The 24628-nt window shown below is 73.0% G+C and carries 22 protein-coding genes; 11 read left to right on the top strand and 11 right to left on the bottom strand.

Annotation, left to right across the window (positions count from 1 at the left end):
• Positions 1 to 41: 41 nt before the first annotated feature.
• The 4 genes from K7G59_RS12470 to lnt all read right to left on the bottom strand — a co-directional run bounded on the left by K7G59_RS12470 (position 42) and on the right by lnt (position 5130).
• Positions 42 to 1988: a GAF domain-containing protein gene (locus K7G59_RS12470; RefSeq protein ID WP_225833465.1), complete on the bottom strand. Its 1947-nt coding sequence runs from the start codon at positions 1986 to 1988 to the stop codon at positions 42 to 44.
• 104 nt (positions 1989 to 2092) lie between these two features.
• Entirely contained in the window at positions 2093 to 2914 is an 822-nt protein-coding gene (locus K7G59_RS12465; protein WP_225833463.1) for a 3-hydroxybutyrate dehydrogenase, read from the bottom strand.
• Between the two features lie 54 nt (positions 2915 to 2968).
• A complete protein-coding gene (locus tag K7G59_RS12460; RefSeq protein WP_225833461.1) occupies positions 2969 to 3448 on the bottom strand; it encodes an NUDIX domain-containing protein in 480 nt (159 codons plus the stop codon).
• A 68-nt stretch (positions 3449 to 3516) separates the two neighbouring features.
• Entirely contained in the window at positions 3517 to 5130 is a 1614-nt protein-coding gene (gene lnt, locus K7G59_RS12455) for an apolipoprotein N-acyltransferase (protein WP_225833458.1), read from the bottom strand.
• A gap of 329 nt (positions 5131 to 5459) precedes the next feature.
• Between lnt and K7G59_RS12450 the strand changes: the two genes are divergently transcribed.
• Positions 5460 to 6431, top strand: coding sequence for an O-antigen ligase (locus K7G59_RS12450; protein ID WP_225833456.1), 972 nt, complete (start codon positions 5460 to 5462; stop codon positions 6429 to 6431).
• Positions 6432 to 6575: 144 nt separating this feature from the next.
• Here K7G59_RS12450 and K7G59_RS12445 read toward each other — a convergent pair whose 3' ends face one another.
• Positions 6576 to 7121: a hypothetical protein gene (locus K7G59_RS12445; protein WP_225833454.1), complete on the bottom strand. Its 546-nt coding sequence runs from the start codon at positions 7119 to 7121 to the stop codon at positions 6576 to 6578.
• Between the two features lie 88 nt (positions 7122 to 7209).
• A complete protein-coding gene (locus K7G59_RS12440) occupies positions 7210 to 8004 on the bottom strand; it encodes a glutamate racemase (RefSeq protein ID WP_374114214.1) in 795 nt (264 codons plus the stop codon).
• 75 nt (positions 8005 to 8079) lie between these two features.
• Here K7G59_RS12440 and K7G59_RS12435 point away from each other — a divergent pair, with 75 nt between their 5' ends.
• A complete protein-coding gene (locus K7G59_RS12435) occupies positions 8080 to 9237 on the top strand; it encodes a glycosyltransferase (protein WP_225833789.1) in 1158 nt (385 codons plus the stop codon).
• 32 nt (positions 9238 to 9269) lie between these two features.
• Here the strand turns inward: K7G59_RS12435 and K7G59_RS12430 are convergent, their stop codons facing one another.
• Entirely contained in the window at positions 9270 to 10559 is a 1290-nt protein-coding gene (locus tag K7G59_RS12430) for a TerD family protein (RefSeq protein ID WP_225833787.1), read from the bottom strand.
• A 293-nt stretch (positions 10560 to 10852) separates the two neighbouring features.
• Between K7G59_RS12430 and K7G59_RS12425 the strand changes: the two genes are divergently transcribed.
• The 4 genes from K7G59_RS12425 (at position 10853) to K7G59_RS12410 (ending at position 15613) form a co-directional block, all read left to right on the top strand.
• A complete protein-coding gene (locus tag K7G59_RS12425) occupies positions 10853 to 11299 on the top strand; it encodes a DUF6643 family protein (protein ID WP_225833452.1) in 447 nt (148 codons plus the stop codon).
• Between the two features lie 42 nt (positions 11300 to 11341).
• Positions 11342 to 12166: an MOSC domain-containing protein gene (locus tag K7G59_RS12420; RefSeq protein ID WP_225833450.1), complete on the top strand. Its 825-nt coding sequence runs from the start codon at positions 11342 to 11344 to the stop codon at positions 12164 to 12166.
• A 241-nt stretch (positions 12167 to 12407) separates the two neighbouring features.
• The gene (locus K7G59_RS12415; protein ID WP_225833448.1) at positions 12408 to 13013 is read left to right on the top strand and encodes a hypothetical protein; all 606 of its coding nucleotides are present in this window, start codon (positions 12408 to 12410) and stop codon (positions 13011 to 13013) included.
• 161 nt (positions 13014 to 13174) lie between these two features.
• Entirely contained in the window at positions 13175 to 15613 is a 2439-nt protein-coding gene (locus K7G59_RS12410; protein WP_225833446.1) for a right-handed parallel beta-helix repeat-containing protein, read from the top strand.
• Positions 15614 to 15686: 73 nt separating this feature from the next.
• Here K7G59_RS12410 and K7G59_RS12405 read toward each other — a convergent pair whose 3' ends face one another.
• Positions 15687 to 18185: a hypothetical protein gene (locus K7G59_RS12405; protein ID WP_374114213.1), complete on the bottom strand. Its 2499-nt coding sequence runs from the start codon at positions 18183 to 18185 to the stop codon at positions 15687 to 15689.
• 332 nt (positions 18186 to 18517) lie between these two features.
• Here K7G59_RS12405 and K7G59_RS12400 point away from each other — a divergent pair, with 332 nt between their 5' ends.
• Positions 18518 to 19351, top strand: a complete 834-nt coding sequence (locus K7G59_RS12400) for a DeoR/GlpR family DNA-binding transcription regulator (RefSeq protein WP_225833442.1) — start codon at positions 18518 to 18520, stop codon at positions 19349 to 19351.
• A 923-nt stretch (positions 19352 to 20274) separates the two neighbouring features.
• On the opposite strand, the gene K7G59_RS12390 is transcribed toward K7G59_RS12400, so the two are convergent.
• Complete coding sequence (locus K7G59_RS12390) at positions 20275 to 21399, bottom strand: PLP-dependent cysteine synthase family protein (protein ID WP_308295021.1); 1125 nt, start codon at positions 21397 to 21399, stop codon at positions 20275 to 20277.
• A gap of 296 nt (positions 21400 to 21695) precedes the next feature.
• Between K7G59_RS12390 and K7G59_RS12385 the strand changes: the two genes are divergently transcribed.
• Both K7G59_RS12385 and K7G59_RS12380 read left to right on the top strand, forming a co-directional pair.
• A complete protein-coding gene (locus K7G59_RS12385; RefSeq protein ID WP_225833440.1) occupies positions 21696 to 22019 on the top strand; it encodes a hypothetical protein in 324 nt (107 codons plus the stop codon).
• A gap of 287 nt (positions 22020 to 22306) precedes the next feature.
• Positions 22307 to 22936, top strand: coding sequence for an ATP-binding protein (locus tag K7G59_RS12380; RefSeq protein WP_225833438.1), 630 nt, complete (start codon positions 22307 to 22309; stop codon positions 22934 to 22936).
• A gap of 76 nt (positions 22937 to 23012) precedes the next feature.
• On the opposite strand, the gene K7G59_RS12375 is transcribed toward K7G59_RS12380, so the two are convergent.
• Together K7G59_RS12375 and K7G59_RS12370 are read right to left on the bottom strand one after the other, a co-directional pair.
• Complete coding sequence (locus K7G59_RS12375) at positions 23013 to 23156, bottom strand: hypothetical protein (RefSeq protein ID WP_225833436.1); 144 nt, start codon at positions 23154 to 23156, stop codon at positions 23013 to 23015.
• Positions 23146 to 23436 carry an SHOCT domain-containing protein gene (locus K7G59_RS12370; protein ID WP_225833434.1) on the bottom strand — a complete coding sequence of 97 codons (291 nt, stop codon included), beginning with the start codon at positions 23434 to 23436 and terminating at the stop codon, positions 23146 to 23148. The genes K7G59_RS12375 and K7G59_RS12370 overlap by 11 nt, the downstream gene beginning before the upstream one ends.
• 185 nt (positions 23437 to 23621) lie before the next feature.
• Here K7G59_RS12370 and K7G59_RS12365 point away from each other — a divergent pair, with 185 nt between their 5' ends.
• Together K7G59_RS12365 and K7G59_RS12360 are read left to right on the top strand one after the other, a co-directional pair.
• A complete protein-coding gene (locus K7G59_RS12365; protein WP_225833432.1) occupies positions 23622 to 24230 on the top strand; it encodes a TetR/AcrR family transcriptional regulator in 609 nt (202 codons plus the stop codon).
• Between the two features lie 4 nt (positions 24231 to 24234).
• Positions 24235 to 24624, top strand: a complete 390-nt coding sequence (locus tag K7G59_RS12360; protein ID WP_225833430.1) for a cupin domain-containing protein — start codon at positions 24235 to 24237, stop codon at positions 24622 to 24624.
• Positions 24625 to 24628: the final 4 nt, after the last annotated feature.

The following is a 24628-nucleotide window of genomic DNA, read 5'->3' as shown; positions in this document are numbered from 1 at the left end:
CGGCCCCGCTGGCCTCCCGTACGGCGTTCGCCTGCGGGAGGTCAGTGCTGTTCCGGCACCGACAACCTGTGCAGGCGCAGGGCCAGTTGGATCTCCAGGGCCCGGGCCGGAGTCTGCCAGTCCGCGCCCAGCAGACGGCCCACCCGTTCCAGACGCTGGGCGACCGTGTTCACATGGACATGCAGCGCGTCCTTGGTGCGGGCCGGGCTCATGCCGCAGGCGAAGTACGCCTCGATCGTGCGCAGCAGTTCCGTGCCGCGTCGTGCGTCGTACGACGTGATCGCTCCGATGGTGCGCTCGACGAATCCGCCGACGTCCCGTTCTCCCGCGAGGAGCAGGCCGAGGAAGCCGAAGTCCTCGGCCGCCGCGCCGTCGCCCGCGCGGCCCAGCAGGCGCAGCGCGTCCAGGCAGCGGCGGCCTTCGGCGTAGGCGGCGGTCACGGTGTCGGTGTGGGCGGCGAGATCGGTGACGGGGGCGGAGGCGCCGACGGTGACCGGCTGGTGGACGGCCGTGCCCAGCTGGCGGGCGGTTCGGCGGGCCACGTCCGCGGCGGTCTCGCCGGGGCCGAGCGGCAGCAGCAGGACGGTGCCGCCGTCGCGGGCGGCGGCCAGGCCGTGCCGGGTGGCGGCGAGGTGGGACGCGGCCGACCACAGGCGGCGACGGGCGGCGGCCTCCTCGTCGGCGTCGGCGGCCGGGCCGTCCAGTCGCGCGGCGAGGACGACATGGGTGGCGTCCAGGTTCGCGTCGAGCCGGGCGGCGCGTTCGCGCAGCAGGCGCGGATCCCGGTCCCGGGCGTCCAGGAGGTCGTCCAACAGCTCGCCGCGCACGCGCTGTTCGGCCTCGGCCGCGGAGCGGCGGGCGAGCAGCAGCAGCGACGTGACCATCGCCGCGCGTTCCAGCGTGCGCTGGTCGACGGGGTCGAGGCCCGGGTGCCCGTGCAGGACGAGCGCACCGAGGAGTTCACCGCCCGCGGCCACCGCGGCGATCCAGTCGCTGCCGTGCCGTACGGCATGTCCCCCGGCGCGTGAGGCCTCCAGCGCGTCGGCGGGCGCGGCAATGGTCTCGGCGAACTCGACCGTGCCGTCCAGGACCTGGGAGACGGCTGCGGCCACGTCGTGCACCCCACCGCCGCGCAGGACGAGTTCGGCGAGCCGGTCGTGGACCTCGGAGGCGCGCTCGATGACGGCGCTGCGGTCCCGGATGATCTCGTTGGCGCGTTCCAGACCGGCCAGGGCCGCACGCGTCTCGGTGAGCAGGTTGGCGGTGTCGAAGGCGGCGGCGGCGAGCGCGGCGAAGGAGCCGAGCAGGGCGATCTGCTCGCGCTCGAAGACGCGGGCACGACGGTCGGCGGCGTAGAGGACGCCGATGACGTGCGGGCCGAGCATCAGGGGCACGCCGAGGATGGCGACCAGGCCCTCGTCGCGGACGCCCGAGTCGATGGCGAGGGTGTGCTGGAAGCGGTCGTCGTGGAAGTAGTCCTCGGTGACGTACGGTCGCGCGGTCTGGGCGACCAGTCCGCCGAGCCCCTCCCCCATGCCGAGGCGCAGTTGCTGGAAGCGGGCGGCGACGGAGCCCTCCGTCACCCGCATGTAGGTGTCGCCGCGCGCGGGGTCGTTGAGGCTGAGGTAGGCGACGTCCGTGCCGAGCAGGGAGCGGGCGCGCTGCACGATCGCCTGGAGGACGGCGTCCAGGTCCCGCAGTCCTGCCAGGTCGTGGGCGGTCTCGAAGAGCGCGGACAGCTCGGCCTCGCGCCGCCGCCGTCCCTCCAGCTCCGAGCGGACGCGCAGCGCCAGCAGCTTGGCGTGTTCCAGCGCGGCGATACGCGCGGCAGGCCGGCCCTCGGCGCGGGCCATCAGCACCGGCTGTTCGTACGCCTCTGCGGAGGCGTCCCGGGCCAGCAGTTCGAGGTACGGGGCGTCCGCACTGCTGTGGGGCGCGCCGGGGCCGTCAGCGGGACGCTCGGCCGGTCGGAGGTGATCGCGAGACATGGTCACAGGATTCCGCATCGCCGGGCCGACTCGTCCGGCCTGTGGAAAACTCCCGGATCCGGCACGGACCGGCCGTTCGGTGGGGCCCCGTTCGGTGGGGCCGTTCAGTGGGCCGTCCACCCGCCGTCGAGCACCAGGGAGGTGCCGGTGACGAAGGACGCCTGGGGACTGCACAGATAGGCGACGGCCTCGGCGACCTCCTCCGGTTCGATGAGCCGTCGCACGGCACTGTCCTTCAGGAGCACCTCCGACACCACCCGCTCCTCGGGGATGCCGTGTGCCTGGGCCTGGTCGGCGATCTGCTTCTCGACCAGGGGGGTACGCACATAGGCCGGGTTCACACAGTTGGAGGTCACGCCATGGGCCGCGCCCTCCAGAGCTGCCGTCTTGGACAAACCCTCGAGACCATGTTTGGCGGCCACATAGGCGGATTTGAAGGCCGAGGCGCGTAGTCCATGGACGGAGGACACATTGACGATCCGACCCCAGCCCTGCGCGTACATGTGCGGCAGCGCACCGCGAATGAGCCGGAACGGCGCCTCCAGCATCACGGTCAGCACGGTGTGGAAGACGTCGGGCGGGAACTCCTCGATGGGGCGCACCAGTTGCAGGCCGGCGTTGTTGATCAGGACATCGGTGCCTACGGCGGCGCGCTCGGCGGCGTCGAGATCGGTGAGGTCGAGCGTGTGCGGTTCGACCGTGCCCTCGTGGTCTCCGGCCCGCCGGGCGTGTTCCGCCAGCGCGGCCAGGCCCGCCGAGTCACGGTCGACGGCTCTCACCCGTGCGCCCGCCGCAGCGAGGCGAAGCGCGCAGGCGCGACCGATGCCGCTCGCGGCACCGGTGACGAGGACGGTCCGGCCGCCGAGGTCGAGCGGGAGAAGCTGAGCCTGCGGCTGCGCGGCGAGCGGGGGGCTGGACGAGGTCATGTGTCGACCCTAGGCGGGCCCCGCATATCACCACATGTGGCGGACGCCCATAGTTCAGCCGAAAGTCGTAGGGTCAAACCATGTGGGTCCCTCAGTCATGGCCTGCTTGATCCGGAACAGTCCGAACTCGTTCAGATCGGGCAGCGCGTCCACCGCGAACCACCCCACTTCCAGCGACTCGTCGTCGTTCACCCGCGCCTCACCGCCCACGGCCCGGCAGCGGAAGGTGATGTCCATGTACTGGCAGACGTCCCCGTTGTCGTAGGTGACCGGCTCCAGGGCCTGTACGAGGACGACCTGTTCGGCGACGCAGCGCACCGCGGTCTCCTCGAAGACCTCCCGCACAGCGCAGACCGCGGGCTGCTCGCCCGGCTCCGGGATACCCCCGATCACCGCCCACTGTCCGGTGTCGGAGCGCCGGCCCAGCAGCACGCGACCCTCGTCGTCGAAGACGATCGCCGTGACCCCCGGGAGCCACAGCAGCTGGTGGCCCGCCGAGGCCCTGATGGTGCGGATGAACTCAGGAGTAGACATGCGTCCGACCCTAACCGGCCGGTCCACGCAACCTTCGCCGATTCAGGGGGCGTACGACGGTCGTACGGCTACGCGCCACCCGCGCGCCGGCCGCGCACGCCTGACCCGATCGCCCAGCCGATGCCGCCCGCGGCGACCAGGAGCAGGGCGATCTCCGGCAGGACGCCCAGCTGGGTGGCGGGCGTCTTCGAAGTGCGCAGCGGCACCTTCTGGACGAGGTAGGCGGGCACGAACATACCGGTCTTCTGGGTGATCCGCCCGTCGGGCATGATGAACGCGCTGACCCCGCTGGTCACCGGCACGGTGACGGTCCGGCTGTGCTCGACGGCGCGGACCCGGGACATGGCGAGCTGCTGGTACGTCATCTCACTGCGGTCGAACGTCGCGTTGTTGCTGGGCACGGAGATCATCTCCGCGCCGTGCGTGACGGTGTCCCGCACGGCCCAGTCGAAGGCGGCCTCGTAGCAGGTCGCGAGGCCGACCTTGGTGCCTTCGATGTCGAACACGCCCGCCTTGCCGCCCCGGCTGAAGTCCTGGCGGACCATGCTGGTCCAGTTCTTGTTGATCGCGCCGACGAGCCCGCGCAGCGGGAGGTACTCACCGAACGGCTGGATCTGCCGCTTGTCGTAGGTCTGGGTCGGCCCCTTGGCCGGGTCCCACAGGATCTGCTCGTTGAGCAGCCTGCCGTCCTTCTCGACGACGCCGCCGACCGAGATGGGCACGCCGACGGCCTTGGCGGCACTGTCGATCACCGCGGCGGCGTCGGCGTTGGTGAACGGGTCGATGTCGGAGGAGTTCTCCGGCCACAGCACGTAGTCGGGCTTCGCGACCTTGCCCGCCTTGACGGCGGCGGCGAGCTTGAGTGTCTCGCGCGCGTGGTAGTCGAGCACCGCCCGCCGCTGGGCGCTGAACTCCAGCCCGGAGCGCGGCACGTTGCCCTGGATGACGGCCACGGTCGCGGTGCCGTCCTCCGCCTTGTCGCTCACCAGCGATCGGGCGGCGAGCGCGCCCGCCACCGGCGCGGCCACGCTGAGCAGTGCGGCGGCAGCGGTGGCGCGCCGGACGGCCCGGCCGCTCCGCCGCTCGGCGATCAGCCGCACTGCCTCGTACAGACCGAACCCGCACAGGACGACCGCGAAGCTGAGCACGGGCGTGCCGCCCACGGCGGCCAGCGGAAGGAAGACGCCGTCCGCCTGCCCGAAGGCGATCTTGCCCCAGGGGAAGCCGCGGAACGGTACGCGCGCGCGTACGGCCTCGCCGGCCGTCCAGACGGCGGCGGCCCACACCGGCCAGGCCGGCAGCCGGGACACCGCGGTTGTGCCCACCGCGACCAGAGCGACGAAGACCGCCTCGATGGCGGCCAGGGCGAGCCAGGGACCGGGACCGACCTCCACGCCGGTCCACACCAGCAGCGGCAGCAGGAAGCCGAGACCGAAGAGGTAGCCGAGGCCGAGCGCCGCCTTCCACGTGCGTCCGCGCAGCACCCAGGCGAACCCGGCGAAGGCGGGCAGGGCCAGCCACCACACGGTGCGCGGCGGGAAGCTGAGGTAGAGCAGCACGCCGCAGAGCGCGGAGGCGGCGGCCGGCACCAGACGGCGCATCAGACGGTTGCCGCGCGCGCCGGGCGCGGGTTGCGAGGTGAGCTGGTCCGACTGGTCCAGGGAAGTTGCGGTGACGGTCACCCGGGGAGTGTACGGCGCGTGACCAGGGCGCCGACAGCACGGCCGAGGCCGACCTCCGAGCGGGGGCGCGAGCCCTGAACCGGGCGGTCGAGCCCCGAGGGGCGGGAATCACGACCTTCCTGCGCAACTCGTCCACAAACCGGTCATCAGCCGCTACGGTGTGGCCGAGCCTCGGCGGTACGGCCGGACCCGGTGCGTGGCCGAGGCCTGCGAAAGGTCGGGGGACCGGTACGAGGGGCGGCGGGTTGGGGTCGACGGGGACGAGGTCCGTGGCCGGGGTGGGCATGAACACGGACGGCGCCAGGCGAAACGTTTCTGACGGGGTCGGCATGATCCTGCTCGGGTCCTGTGCCGGGTGGTCGCTGATCACCGCGGCGGCTCGGGACGGCCGGCCCGAGGGCATGCTGCTCGCGGTGCTCGCCGTGGCCGCCGGCTATGCCTCGGGCCGGATCTCCGGGGCGCTGCTACCGGTGGCAGCGCCCTGCGCCGGTGCCGTGGCCGGGCTCGCCCTCGCCGTGGCCGAGCCCGGTCTCTCTCCCGGTCTCCGCTACGCCGCCCCCCTCGGGCAGGCCGACGCCACCGCTGCCCTGCTGACGCTGGCCACCGGAGCCGCGTGCTGCGCCGCATGGGCCACGCCCGTGCCGGCGCTGCGGCTCGCCATGAGGGTCCTCGCGGCCGGGATCGCGCTGACGGGTGCCGTCATGGGATCGACGGCCGGGTGCGCGGCCAGTGCCGTCGTCCTGCTGTGCTCGCTCGCCGCGGGCGCGATGCCCCACCGGGGCGCAGGTGTCGCGGGCCTGGCCCTGGCCGCGGCCCTGATGGCGGGGGCCATCTGGGCGGTCGCCGCCGACGCCCTGCCCGGCGGCCTCGCCGATGCGCTCGACAGCCGGTTCACCGGGCACCGGGTGCAGCTGTGGCACGAAGCGCTGCGCCTTGCGGACCGGGACACCGCCCTGGGCGCCGGCCCCGGACGCTTCGGGGAACTGAGCCCCACCGCGCAGCAGTCACTGACACCCGACGGCAGGCCGCACTCGGCCCCGCTCCAGCAGGCCGCCGAGCAGGGGCTCGTCGGGGTGCTTCTGCTCGCCGCAGCGTTCGGCTGGATGCTCTACGCCCTGTGGCGCGGCCCGCGCTCCACCCCGGTCGTCCTCTCGGCGGGCACGGCCCTGACGGCCCTGGCCGCGCTCGCGGCGGTCGGGAACGCGCTGAGCTTCCCCACGGTGACGGCGGGCGCGGGGCTTCTGGCCGGGTGGGCGACCGCGCGATCGTGGGCGGGCGAGGGCGTGGAGCAGCCGCTCTGAGGCCGCGCGAGCCGCGCCCGGTCCCGCCGCACCATGCCCAGGTGATGCGGATGCCATGCCCGAGGCGGTCCGGCGCACCATGCCCGAGTGCCCCGTCACGTCCTCCACGAGGCGATCAGGCGCACCGCCTCCCCCGGGGGCGGTTCAGTGCGCCGCATCCGGGGTGATCGTCCGCAGCCGGGCCCTGATGGCGCGTACCGCCGCTTCGGCGTCGTCGACGGTGATCGTGAAGGTGTGGCCGTCCCACAGACGCAGCACGACGCCCTCGCCCCGCCGGACGACGACCGCGGTGCCCTTCTCGGGGCGCCACCGGTAGCCCCAGCCGCCCCAGTGACGCGGGGTGACGAGCGCGGTGAAGTCGGCGCCGGCGACCTGGGACAACGGGATGCGGCGGCGCGGCACACCGATGTGGCCGCAGCGTACTTCGAGGGACTCCCTGTCGAGCCTGAGATCGACGTGCACGAACGCGAGGGTGCCGAAGAGGACCAGCAGACCGGCCGCGATGCAGCCCACGACGGACATCACCAGCGGGGCGACGCCCGAGGTCCAGGCCGAGTTCACAGCCAGTTCGATGCCCAGCGCCAGGCAGGCCGCGCCGAACAGTGCCAGCAGCCACTGCACCCGGTTGGTGGCACGGCCCGTCCATACGTCGGGGTGTGGAGCGTCCTCGGCGTGGGGGTGGTCCTCCATGTCTACGAGGTTACTCAGGTTTCCCTGCGCCGATACGCGCTCGCACAGGGTGACTGCTCCGGGCGGCCCAGCGGGGTCGCCGACCGGTTCACGCCCGGTCGGGCAGCGGGGTGACGGCGGGCAGCAGCCGTCCTTCGGCGTAGTGCAGCGCGGCCTCGGGCAGCTCACCCTCCCGCCCGCTCAGGAGCACGGTGAGGGTGCCCTCGGCGGAGGCGTCGGGGGCGGGCTGTTCACCGATGCGGCGCAGGGCCTGGGCGGCGACCGCGCCGGCGGAGCCGTGCAGGACGAGCGGGGCGGTGCCGGGGCGCTGCACGGCTGCGCGGATACGTTCCGCCACCAGTTCGTAATGGGTGCAGCCCAGGACGACGGTCGTCACATCGTCCGGTGTCAGTTCGGCCGCCGCGGCGACCGCGGCCTCGATGGCCGTCTCCTCCGCGTACTCGACGGCCTCGGCGAGGCCCCAGCAGGGGACCTCGGTGACCTTGACTCCGTCGGCGAATTTCTCGATGAGGCCGCGCTGGTACGGGCTGCCGGTGGTGGCGGGGGTCGCCCAGATGGCGACGGGCCCGCCGCCGGCCGCGGCCGGCTTGATGGCCGGGACCGTGCCGACCACCGGGATGCCGGGCTCCAGGCGGGCGCGGATGGCGGGCAGGGCGTGCACCGTGGCGGTGTTGCAGCCGATGATCAGGGCGTCGGGTTCGCGGGCCGCGGCGGCCTCGGCGACGACCAGCGCACGCCGGGTGAGGTCCTCGGGCGTGCGTGGCCCCCAGGGCATGCCGTCGGGGTCCAGGGAGAGGACGAGATCCGCGTCGGGTCGCAGGCGCCGTACCGCGGCAGTGGCCGCCAGCAGGCCGATTCCGGAGTCCATGAGCGCGATCTTCACCCGGCAACGATAGACGATGGGCTCTTGTGGACCCCTCCGGTGGGGCAGACTGCGCCCGTGAGCGCCCTCCTGTGGATGACCGTCGCGTCCTTCGCCGCCTGGTGCTGGCTGCTGCTGTGCCAGGGGTTCTTCTGGCGCACCGACGTGCGACTGCCGCCGCGCCGGGACCCGGAGGTGTGGCCCTCGGTCGGTGTGGTCGTCCCGGCCCGTGACGAGGCGGCGGTGCTGTCCGTGAGCCTGCCCTCGCTGCTGGCTCAGGACTATCCGGGGCGGGCGGAGGTCTTCCTGGTGGACGACGGGAGCAGCGACGGCACCGGGCAGCTGGCCCGTGAGCTGTCCCGGCGGTACGGCGGGCTGCCGCTGACGGTGGACTCCCCCGGCGAGCCGCCCGCGGGCTGGACGGGCAAGCTGTGGGCGGTGCGGCACGGCATCGCACGGGCACGCGCGCGCGGGCCCGAGTATCTGCTGCTGACGGACGCGGACATCGCGCACGCGCCGGACAGCCTGCGCGAGCTGGTGGCGGCGGCCCGCACCGGAGGCTTCGACGTCGTGTCGCAGATGGCACGGCTGCGGGTGGAGAGCCTGTGGGAGCGGCTGGTGGTTCCCGCCTTCGTCTATTTCTTCGCTCAGCTGTATCCGTTCCGCCGGATCGGCCGGAAGGGCTCGCGCACGGCGGCAGCAGCGGGCGGCTGCGTGCTGCTGCGCGCGGACATGGCCGCGACGGCACGGATCCCGGACGCCATCCGGCAGGCCGTCATCGACGACGTGGCGCTCGCACGCGCGGTGAAGGACGCCGGAGGGCACGTCTGGCTGGGGCTGGCAGACCGGGTGGACAGCGTGCGGCCGTATCCCCGGCTGGGCGACCTGCGGCGGATGGTCTCGCGCAGCGCCTACGCGCAGTTGCGGCACAACCCGCTGCTGCTGCTCGGTACGGTCGCCGGGCTCACACTGGTGTACCTGCTGCCGCCCGCCGGGGTCGTCGTGGGCGCGACCACGGGCAGCACGGCGACGGCGGTCGCCGGCGCGCTCGCGTGGGCGGTGATGACGGGGACGTACGTGCCGATGCTGCGTTACTACCGGCAGCCGCTCCGGCTCGCCCCGCTGCTGCCGTTCACCGCGTTCCTCTATCTCCTCATGACGGTCGACTCCGCCGTGCAGCACTACCGGGGACGCGGGGCGGCCTGGAAGGGCCGTACGTACGCGCGTCCCGGCGCCCTGCCCGACGAGGGCTGACCGGCGGCCCGCCGGCCCAGCGGCCCGTACCGCTATTTACGGCCCGGGGTCCAGTTCATGCCCCACCCGTAGGCGCGGTCCATGGTCCGCTGCGGGCTCACGCCGCGTTCGGGCACGAGGTACCGCGCCTCGCGCTGGACCAGCAGGTCGCCGCCCGTGTTGGTGATCAGGGCGAGCGCGCACACGGTGGACGGCACCGTGCACTCGTCCAGCGAGAAGTCGATGGCGGCGCCGTGCTGGGGCTGGAGGGTGACGGTGGCGTGCAGGTCGGCGAAGGAGGAGGCGCCTTCGTAGATGGTGACGAAGATCAGGATGCGCCGGAAGTCGCGGGTGTGGTCGAGGTTGACGGTGAGGTTCTCACCGCTCGCCACGGCTCCGGTGCGGTCGTCGCCGTCGAGGTGGATGTACGGCGGCCGGTCGAGCGACCCGAAGGCGTTGCCCAGGGCCTGGACCACTCCCTTGCGGCCGTCGGCGAGTTCGTACAGGGCGCACAGGTCGAGGTCGAGGTTCTGCTGTCCGGTGCCCCAGCGTCCGCCCCAGCCCGGGAGATGTGTGCGCATCTGCCAGTTGAGGTTGACCCGCATGGCTCCGGAGGTGCCGCCCTGCTTGGCGAGCGAGACGGAGGGGGCCGCCTTGGTGAGGGTGACCTTGGACAGGCTCACCGGCGGCGGCAGGGGAACGGCCGTGGCACCCGGAGGCGGCGGGGGCAGCGGTGTTCCCGCAGGCGGTGGGGACAGCAGCGGTCCGGCCGGGGGCTGCACGGGCGCCGGCGGCGCGGTGGGCGGCGCCGGGGACGGGGCCGCGGGCTCATCCACGGTGATCCCGAAGTCGGTCGCCAGACCCTCGAGTCCGCTGCTGTAACCCTGCCCTATGGCGCGGAACTTCCAGCTGCCCTGGCGACGGTAGAACTCGCCGAGAACGAATGCCGTCTCCAGGGTGGCGCCGGGACTGTCGAAGCGGGCGACCACCGTGCCGTCGGACGCGTCGGTCACCTCGATGTACAGGCCGGCGACCTGACCGAAGGTACCGCCGTCGGCGGAGGCCGCGAGGACGACCCGCTCGATCGCCTCCTCCACGCGCGCGAGGTCCACGAAAAGTGTGTCGGTGATCCGGTCCTGCGCGGCGCGCTTGCCCTCGTGGCGCACCGCGCCGGAGGGGTGCGCGGGCTGGTTGTAGAAGACGAAGTCGGCGTCGGAGCGGACCTTTCCGGTGGCGAGCAGCAGTGCCGAGGCATCCGCGTCGGGCACGCCGGGTCCGGAACGCCAGCCCAGTTCGACGCGCAGGGCCCTGCTCGGCACCGGCGTGTTGGACCCCTTCGACATTGACATGTCCGCCCCCATTCTTTCGGCGTCCGGGCGCACCCGGCAGTCCCGGGTCGTCCCTGCCCGCCCAACCTATTCCCGAGCGCGGGGAACTCCCCCGAGCGGCACAGAAAGATCGCCGGTCAACCGACGGTAACCCAACAGGAACTCGTCATTTACGCGATCCAAACGATGACCGGAGTCCCTTTTTGGCGAGTTCGCTCGCATTAGGGATCTCAAGGCCCTGCCGACACGGAAAACAACCCTCTTATCGGTCTCCCCAACCAGCACATCGTGGGCTTAACTTATGTGCCATGACCTCCCCCCGCTCCACTTATGGTGGCGGCTACTACTCCGCCTCCTTCCCGGACACTCCGATCTACGACTCGCTCGTGGCCGAGCGGGGTACCCCGCAGATCGCCCCGATCCGGGTCCCCGCCGTCTACGACTCGAGCAGCAGCCTGCCCGCCCTGCCGGCGGCGCTTCCTGCGCTCCCGGCGGCCCCGTCGCCGCAGGTGCCGGCCTACGGCTACCCGCAGCCGCCCCAGCCCTCTCCGCTGCAGCAGGCGCCCACGGCGTACATCCCGCAGCAGGCGAGCGCGCCCCGCGGCTACCCCGGCCCGCAGGCGCCACAGCAGCGCCCGGCGGCGGGTCCGATGGCGGCGGGCACGGGGTACGAGGCCATGCGCCCCGCCGCGCCGCGCCCCATGCAGCCCCCCTACCAGGACCCGTACAACAACCAGCAGTACCGCGGTTACTGACGGGCGCTCCGGCCGCTGTCGTGCACCTGGCACGATGGTGCCATGGAGAACCCGAAGCTGCAGTCGATCCACGTCCATCCGGTCAAGGCGTTCCGGAGCCACGCGCTCCGGGAGGCCGTGGTGGAGCCCTGGGGCCTGGCCGGGGACCGGCGCTGGACGCTGATCGACAACGGGGGAAAGGTCGTCACACAGCGCGAGGAGCCGCGTCTCGCGCTCGCCGCCGCCGAGCCACAGCCCGGCGGCGGCGTCGTCCTGTCGGCGCCCGGTTGCCGGCCGCTGAGGGTACCGGTGCCGGATGCGGGTCCGACGGTGCCGGTGAACATCTTCGGCACGAAGGTCGAGGCGGTGCCGGCGGACGAGGCCGCCCACGCCTGGTGCAGCGCCTATCTGGGGGCGGAGGTCCGCCTGGTCCACATGGACGATCCGGCCACGCGCCGTCCGGTCGATCCCGCGTACGCGCTGCCCGGTGAGACCGTCAGTTTCGCCGACGGCTACCCACTCCTCGTCACCACGCTCGCCTCACTGGCCGACTTGAACTCCCGGATAGCCGACGGCAGGAACGCGGCCGAGGGCCCGCTGCCCATGAACCGTTTCCGGCCGAACATGGTCGTCGAGGGCACCGAGCCCTGGGCGGAGGACAACTGGTCGCGCATCGCCGTGGGTGAGGTGGTCTTCCGGGTCGCCAAGCCGGCCGGGCGCTGCGTCGTGACGACCACCGACCAGGACTTGGCGGTGCGTGGCCGGGAACCCCTGCACACGCTGGCACGGCACCGCGCCATCGGCGGGCGGCTGATATTCGGACAGTGCCTGGTGCCCCTGTCCCCCGGCACGGTCCGGGTCGGCGACCCGGTGCGGGTGCTCCGGTAGAGCTCGGGGCGCACGGCCTCCTGGCAGCGGAGCGCCGGAGCACGACCACGGGCACGATCACGCCGGCACCCCACAATCCCCCAACTCGGTGCGCGAACGGGGAACCGGGTGCCGGGTCCCCATCGTTGGGACGTGTGAGAAATTCGTGAGAGGTCCCGGTCGGGCGTGACGTCGCTCTCTCCGGACCGGGCCGAAGGCGCACGCCGGGGGGCCGGCCCGGAGCGGAAGGGGGGTGGGATACGTGCGGGCAGTGACGGGTCTGTGGCGCTGGCGGCACAATCCGCTGCGTCGTGCGACGGATCTGGCCGAGGCCTGGGTCGCCCTCGTGGCCCTGGTGCTGATCGCCGTGGCCGCGCCGGTGACAGGCTCTCTGGTCGGCGCCGCCGCGCAGGACTCGCTGCAGCGGTCCGCGCGGCAGCAGCATCACTCCCGGCACCTCGTCACGGCCACGGTGGTGCGTGACCTGGGCGCCGCTCCGCTGGACACCGACCCCGACACCCCCACCGTGCACGAGTCCCGCCGCCGCGTCGTCGCCGACTGGACGGGACCGGACGGCACCCGACGGCACGGGCCGGCCCTGACGCGCCTCAAGTCCCCGCACCACGGCGACCGTTTCAGACTCTGGACGGACGGACACGGCCGAATAACGACTCGCCCGCTGGACTCCGCGACGGCGACGGCACACGCGGTGCTCGCCGGGCTCGGCGCGGCCCTGATGACCGCGGGCCTGGTCGAGGTCGGGCGGCGCCTGGCCGTATGGCGCATGGTCCGCCGCAGGTATGCGCGTTGGGACCAGGCCTGGGACCGGGCGGGTCCGGACTGGGGCAAGGCGGGCACCGGCAGCTGACCGCCTTCCGGCTCTGGTCAACCCACCGCTCGCGCGCACGCTACGGTGGACCGGCCGAAGCGCTTTCGGTGACGGCCACGGACGACGAGCCGTAGGGGCGTGCCGGTTTTCGCGGGCGCCGACGAGCCATCAGTACGACGAGGTGGGGGCACAGCAACGCCATGGCACAGGGCACGGTCCAGGTGACGCACAGCGGCACTTCGCGGTGGCGGCGCCGCACGGGTGAGTACGCCTCGCTCGCCGCCGCCCTGGACGCCGCCGGCGACGGCGACGTCCTCACCATCGCCCCTGGCACCTACCGGGAGAACCTGGTGGTCCAGCGGGCGGTGACGCTGCGCGGCCCCGAGGGCTCGTCGGGCTCGGTGCGGATCGCGCCCGTGGACGGGGTGCCGCTGACCGTCCGCGCCTCGGCCGTGGTGCAGGACCTGCACGTCGAGGGCCAGGACGCGGCTGCTCCCGCAGTGCTGGTCGAGGAGGGCACGCCCGAGCTGCGGGACGTACGGATCGTCACCCGGTCCGCCACGGGCATCGAGGTGCGCGGCGGTGCCCGGCCGACCGTGCGGCGCTGCAGCGTGGACAATCCGGCCGGCATCGGCATCGCCGTGCTGGACGGCGGCGCAGGGGTGTTCGAGGAGTGCGAGGTCGTCTCGGCCGGGCAGGCGGGCGTGGCGGTGCGCGGCGGCGCCCACCCTCGCCTGGAGCGCTGCCGGGTGCACCATGTCTCCGGCACCGGCATCGCCGCGACCGGCGAGAACTCCACGCTGGAGGCGGTCGGTTGCGAGGTGTACGAGGTCCGCGGGGCGGGCGTGCAGGTGACCCAGCGGGCCAGCGCGCACCTGACGGACTGCGATGTACACCGCACCGCCGCCGACGGGGTCACGCTCGACACGGACGCGGTGCTCACACTCGCCGACTGCCGGATCCACGACATCCCCGAGAACGCGGTCGACCTGCGCTCCCGTTCGGTGCTCACCCTGACCAGGACGACGGTCCGTCAGTTCGGGCGCAACGGCCTGTCGGTGTGGGACCCGGGCACCCGGGTGGACGCGCACCAGTGCGAGATCTTCGACAGCACGGGCGACTACCCGGCGGTGTGGGTGAGTGACGGCGCCACCGCGGTCCTCGACTCCTGCCGGGTGCACGACGTGCCGGACGCGCTGTTCGTGCTGGACCGCGGCTCGCGCGCGGACGTCGTGGACAGCGACCTGTCGCAGGTGCGCAACACGGCGGTGTCGGTGAGCGACGGGGCGACCGCCCAGCTGGACGACTGCCGGATCCGGGAGGCGGCCACCGGCGCGTGGTTCCGCGACCACGGCAGCGGGGGCACGCTCAGCAACTGCACCCTGGACGGCACCCAGACCGGAGTGATCGTCACCAAGGGCGCCGACCCGACCATCGAGCGCTGCACGGTCGACTCCCCCGCGGAGGCCGGGTTCTACGTGTCCGCCGGTGGCCGGGGCAGCTTCCTGGGCTGCCGGGTCAGCGGCAGCGGCGGCTACGGCTTCCATGTGATCGACGGCTGCCGTACGACACTGAGGAAGTGCCGTACGGAACGGTGCGCACGCGGCGGCTACGAGTTCGCCGACGCAGGGCCGGACGCGGGCTCCGGGACGGGACCGGTGGTGGAGGACTGCACCAGCGACGAGAGCGGCAGTCTCAGGCCGCCCACGGTCCGCGAGACAGCCGTACAGACGACCTCCCACTCCCCCGGGGTGCTCGGCGTGATCCCCGGGCAGCGCAGCACCGAGCAGGAGACGCTCGTCGCCCCGGCCGAGCCGGAGAAGCCCGCCCGGACGCCGAAGGCCGTGCTCGGTGAACTCGACGCGCTGGTCGGCCTGGAGAGCGTCAAGCTCGAGGTCCGGGCGCTGACCGACATGATCGAGGTGGGCCGGCGCCGGCAGCAGGCGGGCCTGAAGGCGGCCTCGGTCAAACGGCACCTGGTCTTCACCGGCTCCCCCGGTACCGGCAAGACGACGGTCGCCCGGCTCTACGGCGAGATCCTCGCTTCCCTCGGTGTGCTGGAGAAGGGCCACCTGGTCGAGGTGTCCCGGGTCGACCTGGTCGGCGAGCACATCGGCTCCACGGCGATCCGCACCCAGGAGGCGTTCGAACGGGCACGCGGCGGGGTGCTGTTCATCGACGAGGCGTACGCGCTCTCCCCGGAGGACGCCGGCCGGGACTTCGGCAAGGAGGCCATCGACACACTGGTGAAGCTGATGGAGGACCACCGCGACGCGGTGGTGGTGATCGTCGCCGGTTACACGGCGGAGATGGAACGCTTCCTGTCCGTCAACCCGGGTGTGGCCTCCCGTTTCTCACGGACGATCACCTTCGGTGACTACGGCCCCGAGGAACTGCTCAGGATCGTGGAGCAGCAGGCCGAGGAGCACGAGTACCGGCTGGCGCCGGGCGCGTCGGAGGCGCTGCTGAAGTACTTCACGGTGATCCCGAAGGGCCCGGCGTTCGGCAACGGCCGCACCGCGCGCCAGACCTTCGAGGCGATGGTGGAACGGCACGCGAGCCGGGTCGCCCAGCTGGACGATCCGACCAGGGACGACCTGACCCTCCTGTTCGCGGAGGACCTGCCGGAACTGCCCTGACCGGTCGGCGGGGCAGGGTGGACCGGCGGCCCGTACCTGGGCACTGCCGGAGCGGCGGTGCCCTACGGCGGCCTCACCCCGGCTGCTTCGGTTCCGGGCGCTGTCCCGGCAGGTCCGGGTGCAGGCGGGCCAGCAGGCGTGCGCGTTCCCGGGCGAAGGCCGGGTCGGCCTGGTAGTCGCCGTGGCCGAGGACCGGGGCCGGGAGCGGGTGTTGGAGTGTGCGGCCGTAGGCCAAGGGGTCCTGCAGCGGCTCGTGGTCCACATCGGGGACGGCGGTGTCGCGCACGCGGACCGGGCCGCCGATGGGGTCGGTGCGCCGGTAGAGGTTGCGCCAGCAGGCGACGTCCTGGTGCAGGGCGGCCAGCGCGGACGGCCCGAAGTGGGCCGGGAACCAGCGGCCGTACAGGCGCTCCAGCGGGGAACCGTAGGTCAGCAGGGCGACGCGCCGGCGGACCGCGGGCGTCAGCTGCCAGGCGGCAGCGGCGGCGAGGACGCTGCCCTGGGAGTGGCCGGAGAGGACCAGACGGCCCCCGGTGCGCCGGGTCCAGGCCGCCATCCGCCAGGTCAGGTCCGGTACCGCGCGCTCGGCGTAGCAGGGCGGCGCGAAGGGATGGGCGGCGCGCGGCCAGAAGGTGCCGACGTCCCACAGGATGCCGATGGTGCGCCGGGCGGAGGCGTCCTTGTAGGCGCGTCGGCCCCAGGTGACGAACATCAGGAAACCGAGTCCGATCAGCCAGGAGCCGAGTGCCTGCGAGGTCTCGGCCGCGACCCGGACGGCGTCGTACGTGCGGTGCGCGGCCCCGTCGGGGGTCTTTCCGGTGGCCGCGGCCCCCGCCAGCGCTCCGGCGCCCAGGATCAGGGTGGTGGCGGAGAGGACGGCGACGACGAGGGGAGCCCGGTCGGTGAGGGCTGCCATCGCCCGGACGTGGGCGATGGCGCGGCTGCGGGCTGGATCCTCGGGCTCGCCGGGGTGCTCGTGGTGCACCCGCGCGCGCTCGGCGCGACTGAGCCGGGCGGTGCGTACGGCGAGTCCGGCAGCCAGGACCAGCAGGACCGCCAAGAGGGCCGGGATCGCGGACGCCTGCCAGGTCAGTAGCACCGGCGGACCGGCGAGGGAGGCGCGGGTGCCGTCCAGCCAGTCGGCGACGCGCTGTGCGATCCCGCCGGACATCACTCCGCCGAGCGCGCAGGCGAGGAGGGTGACCGCCGGTCCGCCGAGGCCGCGCATACCGGTGCGCGGGTCGGGGTCGCGGCGGTACAGGTCGTGCGCGACGGCGGCGAGGGCGAGGACGAGCAGCCCCTGGGCCAGCATCAGGGCTGCGAAGGCCGGGTCCGCGGGCAGCCGCCCGGCGGACCGCCAGCCGGGCCGGGGCCAGCAGACGTACAGCAGCGTGAGCAGCAGCAGAGCGAGCCCGGCGAGCGGCAGGCCCCGGACGAGGTGCCGGTCCAGCGTCTGGTCGAGGCGGTGCTCGCTGCGCCCCCGGCTGCAGACCACGGCCGCGACGGCGACCGCGCCGCCGCACAGGGCCGCGGCCAGCAGCCAGCTCAGGACGTTCAGGGCCGGGGGGCCGCCGGGGCGGTGGTCGAAGCGGGCCGCCGGTGTGGCGACGGCGGCGGCGACGGTCAGCAGGCCGGCCGCGGTGTGCGCGGCGCGCAGCCGGGCCACCAGACGCCGCCCGTACCAGAAACCGGGCCGGGCGAGGGCGCTGCCGTCGGTCTGCGGTTCGCAGTCACGGGCAGGCTCGGGACTCCAGATCGATTCGGTTTCGCAGGCCACTTCCGTTCCGTGGGGCTCTTCTTCCGTTCCGTGGGACGCTTCCGTTCCGTGAGACGCTTCCGTTCCGTGGGACGCCTCGGTTCCGTGGGACGCCTCGGTTCCGTCGGTCATCGGCCGGTGGGACTCGTAGGCGCTCCAGGTCCGGTGCGAGAGGTACCAGAGCAGACCGGTGAGCGCGGCCGGTGCCGTCGCGGCGAGGGCGAGCCGGCTGCCGGGCGCGGTCCACCAGCCGCCGGACGTGCCGGGCGAGAGGAAGCCCAGCCAGGAGTGGCGGCCGGAGCAGGCACGCACGCCCGCGCACTGCCAGGCCACCAGGTCCACGGTGACCTCGCAGACGGCGGCCACCAGCAGCACGGTCAGGGTGAGCGCGGCCAGGCGCACCAGGAGGCCGTACAGGCGGACGGCGCGCCGCCGGCCCGGTGCGGCCGGGCGCATCCAGTGCGCGAGGTTGACCACCATGAACGGCAGGAGCAACAGCCACAGCGCGCGACTGCCGTCACCGGAGGTGAGATTGCACCAGACGTACGCCTCCTGCACCGGTCCGTTGCGGGGCCGCTCCTCTTCCTCGGCGCCGACGTCCGCGGCACGCCGGAAGACGGCGGCCGTGCGGTCGCCGGTGATCCGGACGGTACGCGGGTCGTCGAGCATCTCCTCGGGCGTGGTGCCGCCGACACCATGGACCAGCAGTTCCAGGTCGGTCTCCGGCCCCCTGCGCCGGGCGGCGACGCCGGGCGCCTGCTCGGCGGCGGTGCGCTCCACGTCCCCTACACCGGTTCGCTCCTGTGCACGTTCCACTGTTCTCGCACTTCCCCCGTGACGTTCTCCCACTTCCCCCGTGACACGGCCTGCGGCCATGTGCGATGCCGCAGCGTGCCGCACAAGGATGGCCTGTTCCAGGACGCCGTACACCTCTCGTCACGGAATCTCCCCGATCCGTGTGACGGCGAGCGTCAGGCACAGGCGGTGGCGCACCCTGTGTCGACCCGTGAAAGGATGGGACGCCCGCGCACCCTGGACGGACCCGGACCTCCTGGTCGATGGGGGTCCCCTTGCTCGAGCGGAGTCGAGGGCCCGGGGAGGTGCGCCGAGCGTGTCGGACGGTTGGCGGCGAAAGGACCGGAGCGTACGTGAGTGAGAATCAGAACCTCCTCGCGGAGCAGCGCCGTGCCCTGATCCTGGACGAGGTCCGGCGCCGGGGCGGCGTTCGGGTCAACGAGCTGACCCGCAGGCTCGGCGTGTCGGACATGACCGTGCGCCGCGATCTGGACGCGCTCGCCCGGCAGGGTGTGCTGGAGAAGGTGCACGGCGGCGCGGTGCCGGTGGTCGAGGCGAGCACCCACGAGCCGGGCTTCGAGGCCAAGTCGGGTCTGGAACCGACCGCCAAGGAGGACATCGCGCGCGCCGCCGCCGAGCTGGTCACGCCGGGTACGGCGATCGCGCTGTCCGGCGGTACGACGACGTACGCGCTCGCGCACCACCTCCTGGAGGTACCGGATCTGACCGTGGTGACGAACTCGGTGCGGGTCGCGGACGTCTTCCACGCGGCGCAGCGGTCCTCGGGGCAGCGGCAGGGCGCCGCCACGGTGGTGCTGACCGGCGGGGTGCGCACCCCGTCCGACTCTCTGGTGGGGCCGGTGGCCGACCAGACGATCTCCGCGCTCCACTTCGATCTGCTGTTCCTCGGGGTGCACGGGATATCGGTCGAGGCCGGTCTGTCCACGCCGAACCTCGCGGAGGCCGAGACCAACCGGCGTCTGGTGCACTCGGCGCGCCGGGTCGTGGTCGTCGCCGACCACACCAAGTGGGGCACGGTGGGCCTCAGTTCGTTCGCCGCGCTGGACCAGGTGGACACGCTGGTCACCGACGCGGGGCTGCCCGCCGCGGCGCGGGCGGAGATCTCCGAGCATCTGCGGCAGCTGGTGGTGGTGGGCGAGACCGAGGACGACGGCACGGGCATCTGACGACAGGCCAGCCACGCCTGCCGGCCCCGAGAAGTTCACGAGGGGGTTCGTGGCCATGGCTCGCCGGCGGCGCCCGGTCGGGACCGGCTTCATCCAGGCCGTGCCCGTACGGCTTGTCTTTCCGGGACATCGCCGCCGGGCCGGACGCCGGTGCCCGTCAGCATCGGGGCCGGGGTGCTACCCGAGGCCGGAAACGGATGCCACCGCGCAGCCGGACCTCACGTCCGTCCGCGGTGGACTGAGCCGAGGGGGCTGTCGGCCCCGCGCGTGCGGTTTCCCTGGACGGGCGCGGTCCAGCGGAAGCTCGACCGGGACGGCGGGATGAGACGGTTGCCGGTGATGAGCCACGCGGGCCCCGAGGGCTTCGCCGGTGTCGCGGTGTCGCGCGACGGGTGCTCCAGGCCGTCTTGAGCAGTCCGCGCCCATGCCGGCAGCGGATGACCGGTGCCTGGACGCGGCACGCGGCCGGCCGACGGCGGCTGCCGCCGCAACGCCTGCGTCACCACCGACTGGCACGTCGACATGTGACGCAGCCGCCGCGGCGGGCCCGCCAAGGCCTGGCTCCTACGCAGGCTCCCTCGGACCGTCCATGCGCCCGTACCCACGTGCAGCACTGACGGCGATGTCCGTCGGCGTTCAACGGAATCGACAAGTACGGCCGGGTCTGCGGCGTCCGGCGCTGGGCGCGCTGAGCGGGGCGCTGGGGCTTCGCGGCGCTGGCGGTGGCCGGACCGGTCGCGGCGGCGGTGTGTCCGCGGTCCAGTCCGGCCACCGCGGTGGGCGGCGCGTCCATCGACGCAACGCCTGCTCCGGTCAAGGACTGGGCGATCCGCCGCTTCGGCCACCGGGACGCGCGTGCGGATGACCCTCACCCTCGACGACACGCCCCCGTTTTCGCCGAACGCGTGAGCGCGGGGCGCGCGTCAGCCCCGCCACACCCCGGTCTCGAGCAGGGACTCGATCGCCTGGGTGTAGGGCGCGATGTCCAGGCCCTGCTCCGCGAGCCAGGCGTCCGCGTAGTACTTGTCGAGGTAGCGGTCGCCGGGGTCGCACAGCAGGGTGACCACGCTGCCCGTGCGGCCCTCGGCGACCATCTCGGAGACGATCTTCAGCGCGCTCCACAGGCCGGTGCCGGTGGAGCCGCCCGCCTTACGGCCGATGGCGCCCTCCAGGGCTCGTACGGCGGCGACGCTGGCCGCGTCCGGGACCTTCATCATGCGGTCGATCGCACCCGGCACGAAACTCGGTTCCATGCGCGGGCGGCCGATGCCCTCGATCCGGGAGCCGCAGTCGCACGTGACGTCCTGAGCGCCGGTGGTCCAGCCCTCGAAGAAACAGGAGTGCTCGGGGTCGGCGACGCAGATGCGGGTGTCGTACTGCATGTAGTGGACGTACCGGGCGAGGGTCGCCGAGGTGCCGCCGGTGCCGGCCGTGGCGACGATCCAGGCGGGCTCCGGGAACCGCTCCAACTCCAGCTGGCGGAAGATCGATTCGGCGATGTTGTTGTTGCCGCGCCAGTCGGTGGCCCGCTCGGCGTAGGTGAACTGGTCCATGTAGTGGCCGCCGGTCTCCACCGCGAGGCGGGCGGACTCCTCGTACATCCTCCGGGAGTCGTCCACGAAGTGGCACTGTCCGCCGTGGAACTCGATCAGGCGGCACTTCTCGGCGCTGGTGGTGCGGGGCATGACCGCGATGAAGGGCACGCCGATCAGCTTGGCGAAATACGCCTCGGAGACGGCCGTAGAGCCACTGGACGCCTCGATCACCGGGCGGCCCGGACGGATCCAGCCGTTGCAGAGGCCGTAGAGGAACAGGGAGCGGGCGAGCCGGTGCTTGAGGCTGCCGGTGGGGTGCGTCGACTCGTCCTTCAGGTAGAGGTCGATGCCCCACTGTTCCGGCAGCGGGAAGCGCAGCAGGTGCGTGTCCGCGGAGCGGTTGGCGTCGGCCTGGACCTTGCGGACGGCTTCTTTCAGCCAGTCGCGGTAGGCGGCGTCACTGCGGTCGACGTCGAGGGTGGCGCCGGTCCGGGTCTTGGGGATCGTACTCACGGCGGGACTCCTTACAGCTGCACACCGACACCGCCTCTCAGGTGACCGGAACACCGATCCTAAGCACCTTCCACACCGGTTCCCACCTGCATAAACGCATCTTTGGTCCGCTCAAAGGGGGCCTGTTGTCCGCATGTGCCAGGCGCACGGGGCGCACGGCGCGATCGTTTTGGGCGCCGGGCGTACCCACCTCGTGCGTACTGGTGCTCCGGGCCGGGCGGAGGCAGACTGCAGGCATGGGACGCTCGTCCCAAACGGGGGTGTACAAGGGATCACGCGCGAGGGGGCGGCGAGAAATGGCGGAACCGGAGTTCACGGCCACGGGCGTGCGGATCGGGAAGCGCCTGCGCTCGCTCACCAGGGCCGGTCAGGTCCGGATCAGCGACGGCAGGCTGGAATTGCTCACCAGTTACGGCAGCGAGATCGACAGCGCGCCCGTGCAGTCGGTGCGCGCCTCCAAGCCGTGGTTCGCGCCGGACGACCGGGCGCTGGCCGATCTCAACGGCGAGCGCTACCTGCTGACGATGGGCGAGCAGGATCCCGCTCCGGGGAAGCCGGGGCCGCCGGCGGCCCGGAGCTTCATCGAGGCGGTACGCCGGGCCGCCCGCCGCGGCGGCTGAGAGAAACGGCGGCTCGGGCGCGGCGTCTGCGGATGTGGCGCGCGCCCCGGGCGTGAAAGCTCTGGGACTCGGGTCCGGCGGACGCGGACACGCCGGTCGCGGCGAGTTGCGGGAGCGGATCCGCTGCGTCACGCTGGTCTCACGTCACTCTGGGTTTACCGGCGATAACGCTGCGAACCAGCCCGCCGGCCACGACAGCAGGCGGCCGTCTGGACGGGCACCCTGCTGGATCCGTTGTTCTCCGTGTTCCTCCGGTCCTCCGGACCTCACATCGGGGAGTCGCAGCCGTGATCAGTCACCCAAGCAGGCACTGCACGGTGGAGCTCCAAGCCCTGCCGTCGCGGATCGGACAGGTCCGCAGAATCGTATCTGCGCAGTTGCGCTACTGGCGTCTGGATCCCTTGATAGACCGGGCTGCGCTCGGCGTGACCGAGCTGCTCAGCAACGTCCACCGGCACGCCAGACCCGACAAGTCGTGCACCGTCGAGCTGGTGCTGCTGCCGGACCGGCTCACCGTGTCGGTGCGCGACAACGATCCTCGTCTGCCGGCGGTGGCCGAGGTCGCGGACGCGGCCGATGTCGCCCCGATGGCCACGTCCGGGCGGGGCCTGGCGATGGTGGCCGCGCTGAGCGAGAGCTGGGGGGCGCGCCCGGACGGCGACAAGGGCAAGGTCGTGTGGTTCACGCTGCCCGCCCCGACGGCGGTACGCCGGCAGGAGGCGCGAACACCGCACCGCACGGCACAGCGGCAGCCCACGCCGCACTTCGTGGACCTCCAGTCGCCGCCCGCCCCCGTCACCGCCCCCGCCCCCGTCGTCGTCCGCGCCTCACCCCCGGCTCCCGCCCCCGCGGTGGTCCCGGCGGCGGTCCCGGCGGAGGCCGCATCGACTCCCGCCCGGTCGGCCGTCCCCGGCTGACCGGGCGGTGAGCCGTCCGACGGAGAGACGGGGAGCGGGAGCCGGCGGTGTCCCGGCACGCTCGAGCGTTCCCCGCTCACCGCGACCACGAGCCGTACGCGGTGACGGCCGCCGCCAGCTTCAGCGGGGCACCGCCCGGGCGGACCGCTGTCGTCGCCCTGGCCGTGGCCTGGCCGCGGGCGTGGTCGTGGTCGTGGTCGTGGTCGTGCTCATGCGGCACCACCCTGGCCCGTACGGCCGAACTGCTCCTCCAGGACGGACAGTCGGCGCCAGTACTCGTCCTCGTCGATCTCGCCGGAGGCGAAGCGGCGGCCCAGGACCGCGAGCGGCGAGTCGCCGGACGGGCGTCCGGCGTCCAGGGGCCGCCAGGGTCCGCCGCGTCCGCGCCGGACGGTGCGTCGCAGGAAGGTGACGGCGCCGATCACGACGGCCGCCCAGATCAGCGGGACGAACAAAATCCACGGGCCGGGCCCCCCGTCCCAGTTCGCCAGCGTCTGCATGTCGCTTCCTCTCCGTCGTCGCAGGGTCTTCGGGTGATGTCCGAAGACTCCCTCCGGGAGGGGGTGCGAGTCGTCGTGCGGTCGGCGGCAGTGTGGATACCTCCAGGGTGGTACGCGGGCGGTCCGTGACTGCTCCGCGGGGCCGGCGGACGAGGAAAAGGGACTGGCGGAGTGTAACTACTAGTATGTACAGTGATCGCATGAGCACCCCGGAACGACTGATCGAGTCCACCCGCGAGCTGCTGTGGGAGCGTGGCTACGTGGGCACGAGCCCCAAGGCGATCCTGGAGCTCGCCGGGGCGGGCCAGGGCAGCATGTACCACCACTTCAAGGGCAAGCCGGACCTCGCCCTGGCGGCCATCCGGCGCACCGCCGAGGAACTGCGGGCCACCGCCGAGCGAGTCCTCGACGGGCCCGGCACGCCGTACGAGCGCATCAAGGCGTATCTGCTGCGCGAGCGTGATGTGCTGCGCGGCTGCCCGGTCGGACGGCTGACCATGGACCCGGACGTGATGGCGAGCGACGAACTGCGCGCGCCGGTGGACGAGACGATCGCCGCGATCCGGGCACGGATCGCCGAGATCGTCGAAGAGGGCAAACGCCAGGGGCAGTTCGCACCCGGCCTGGACGGCGAGGAGATCGGCTCGGCCGTCCTCGCGACGGTGCAGGGCGGCTATGTGCTGGCCCGTGCCTCGGGTTCCCCCGCCGCATTCGACGCCGGTGTGCGCGGACTGCTCTCCCTGCTCGCACCCGAGGCTCCCCCGACGCACCGAACTCCCCGACAGGAGCAGTGACCTCGTGCACATCACCCGACGACGACCCGACAGCGTGCCGGGCCCGCCGGAGAACTTCACCGGTACGGTCTGGCTGGACGAGATAGCCGCGCCCGCCGCCCCGTCCCGGCTGCGCATGTTCAACGTCCACTTCGCGCCGGGCGCCCACACGGCCTGGCACCGGCACCCGCACGGCCAGGTGCTGCACGTGCTGGAGGGCGAGGGGCTGGTCCGGCGCAGGGGCGGAGAGGTGGAGGAGATCCGCGCGGGCGACACCGTGTGGATCGAGCCGGACGAATGGCACTGGCACGGGGCGGCACCCCACACCTTCATGACCCATCTCGCGGTCGTCGAGGCCGCCGGGGACGGCACCACCGCCGTCTGGGACGCGCACGTGAACGACTACCCCGCCTGAGGCC

It is taken from the genome of Streptomyces sp. NK08204 (assembly GCF_020400585.1).
Classification (GTDB): domain Bacteria; phylum Actinomycetota; class Actinomycetes; order Streptomycetales; family Streptomycetaceae; genus Streptomyces.
This window is presented reverse-complemented; position numbering and strand designations above follow the sequence as displayed.

Coding starts and splice junctions, on each gene's coding strand:
- K7G59_RS12365 (WP_225833432.1), top strand. CDS start 23,622: ATGTACAGTGATCGCATGAGCACCCCGGAACGACTGATCGAGTCCACC.
- K7G59_RS12410 (WP_225833446.1), top strand. CDS start 13,175: ATGGCACAGGGCACGGTCCAGGTGACGCACAGCGGCACTTCGCGGTGG.
- K7G59_RS12470 (WP_225833465.1), bottom strand. CDS start 1,988: ATGTCTCGCGATCACCTCCGACCGGCCGAGCGTCCCGCTGACGGCCCC.
- K7G59_RS12385 (WP_225833440.1), top strand. CDS start 21,696: ATGGCGGAACCGGAGTTCACGGCCACGGGCGTGCGGATCGGGAAGCGC.
- K7G59_RS12430 (WP_225833787.1), bottom strand. CDS start 10,559: ATGTCGAAGGGGTCCAACACGCCGGTGCCGAGCAGGGCCCTGCGCGTC.
- K7G59_RS12435 (WP_225833789.1), top strand. CDS start 8,080: ATGACCGTCGCGTCCTTCGCCGCCTGGTGCTGGCTGCTGCTGTGCCAG.
- K7G59_RS12425 (WP_225833452.1), top strand. CDS start 10,853: ATGACCTCCCCCCGCTCCACTTATGGTGGCGGCTACTACTCCGCCTCC.
- K7G59_RS12460 (WP_225833461.1), bottom strand. CDS start 3,448: ATGTCTACTCCTGAGTTCATCCGCACCATCAGGGCCTCGGCGGGCCAC.
- K7G59_RS12465 (WP_225833463.1), bottom strand. CDS start 2,914: ATGACCTCGTCCAGCCCCCCGCTCGCCGCGCAGCCGCAGGCTCAGCTT.
- K7G59_RS12450 (WP_225833456.1), top strand. CDS start 5,460: ATGATCCTGCTCGGGTCCTGTGCCGGGTGGTCGCTGATCACCGCGGCG.
- K7G59_RS12420 (WP_225833450.1), top strand. CDS start 11,342: ATGGAGAACCCGAAGCTGCAGTCGATCCACGTCCATCCGGTCAAGGCG.
- K7G59_RS12370 (WP_225833434.1), bottom strand. CDS start 23,436: ATGCAGACGCTGGCGAACTGGGACGGGGGGCCCGGCCCGTGGATTTTG.
- K7G59_RS12445 (WP_225833454.1), bottom strand. CDS start 7,121: ATGGAGGACCACCCCCACGCCGAGGACGCTCCACACCCCGACGTATGG.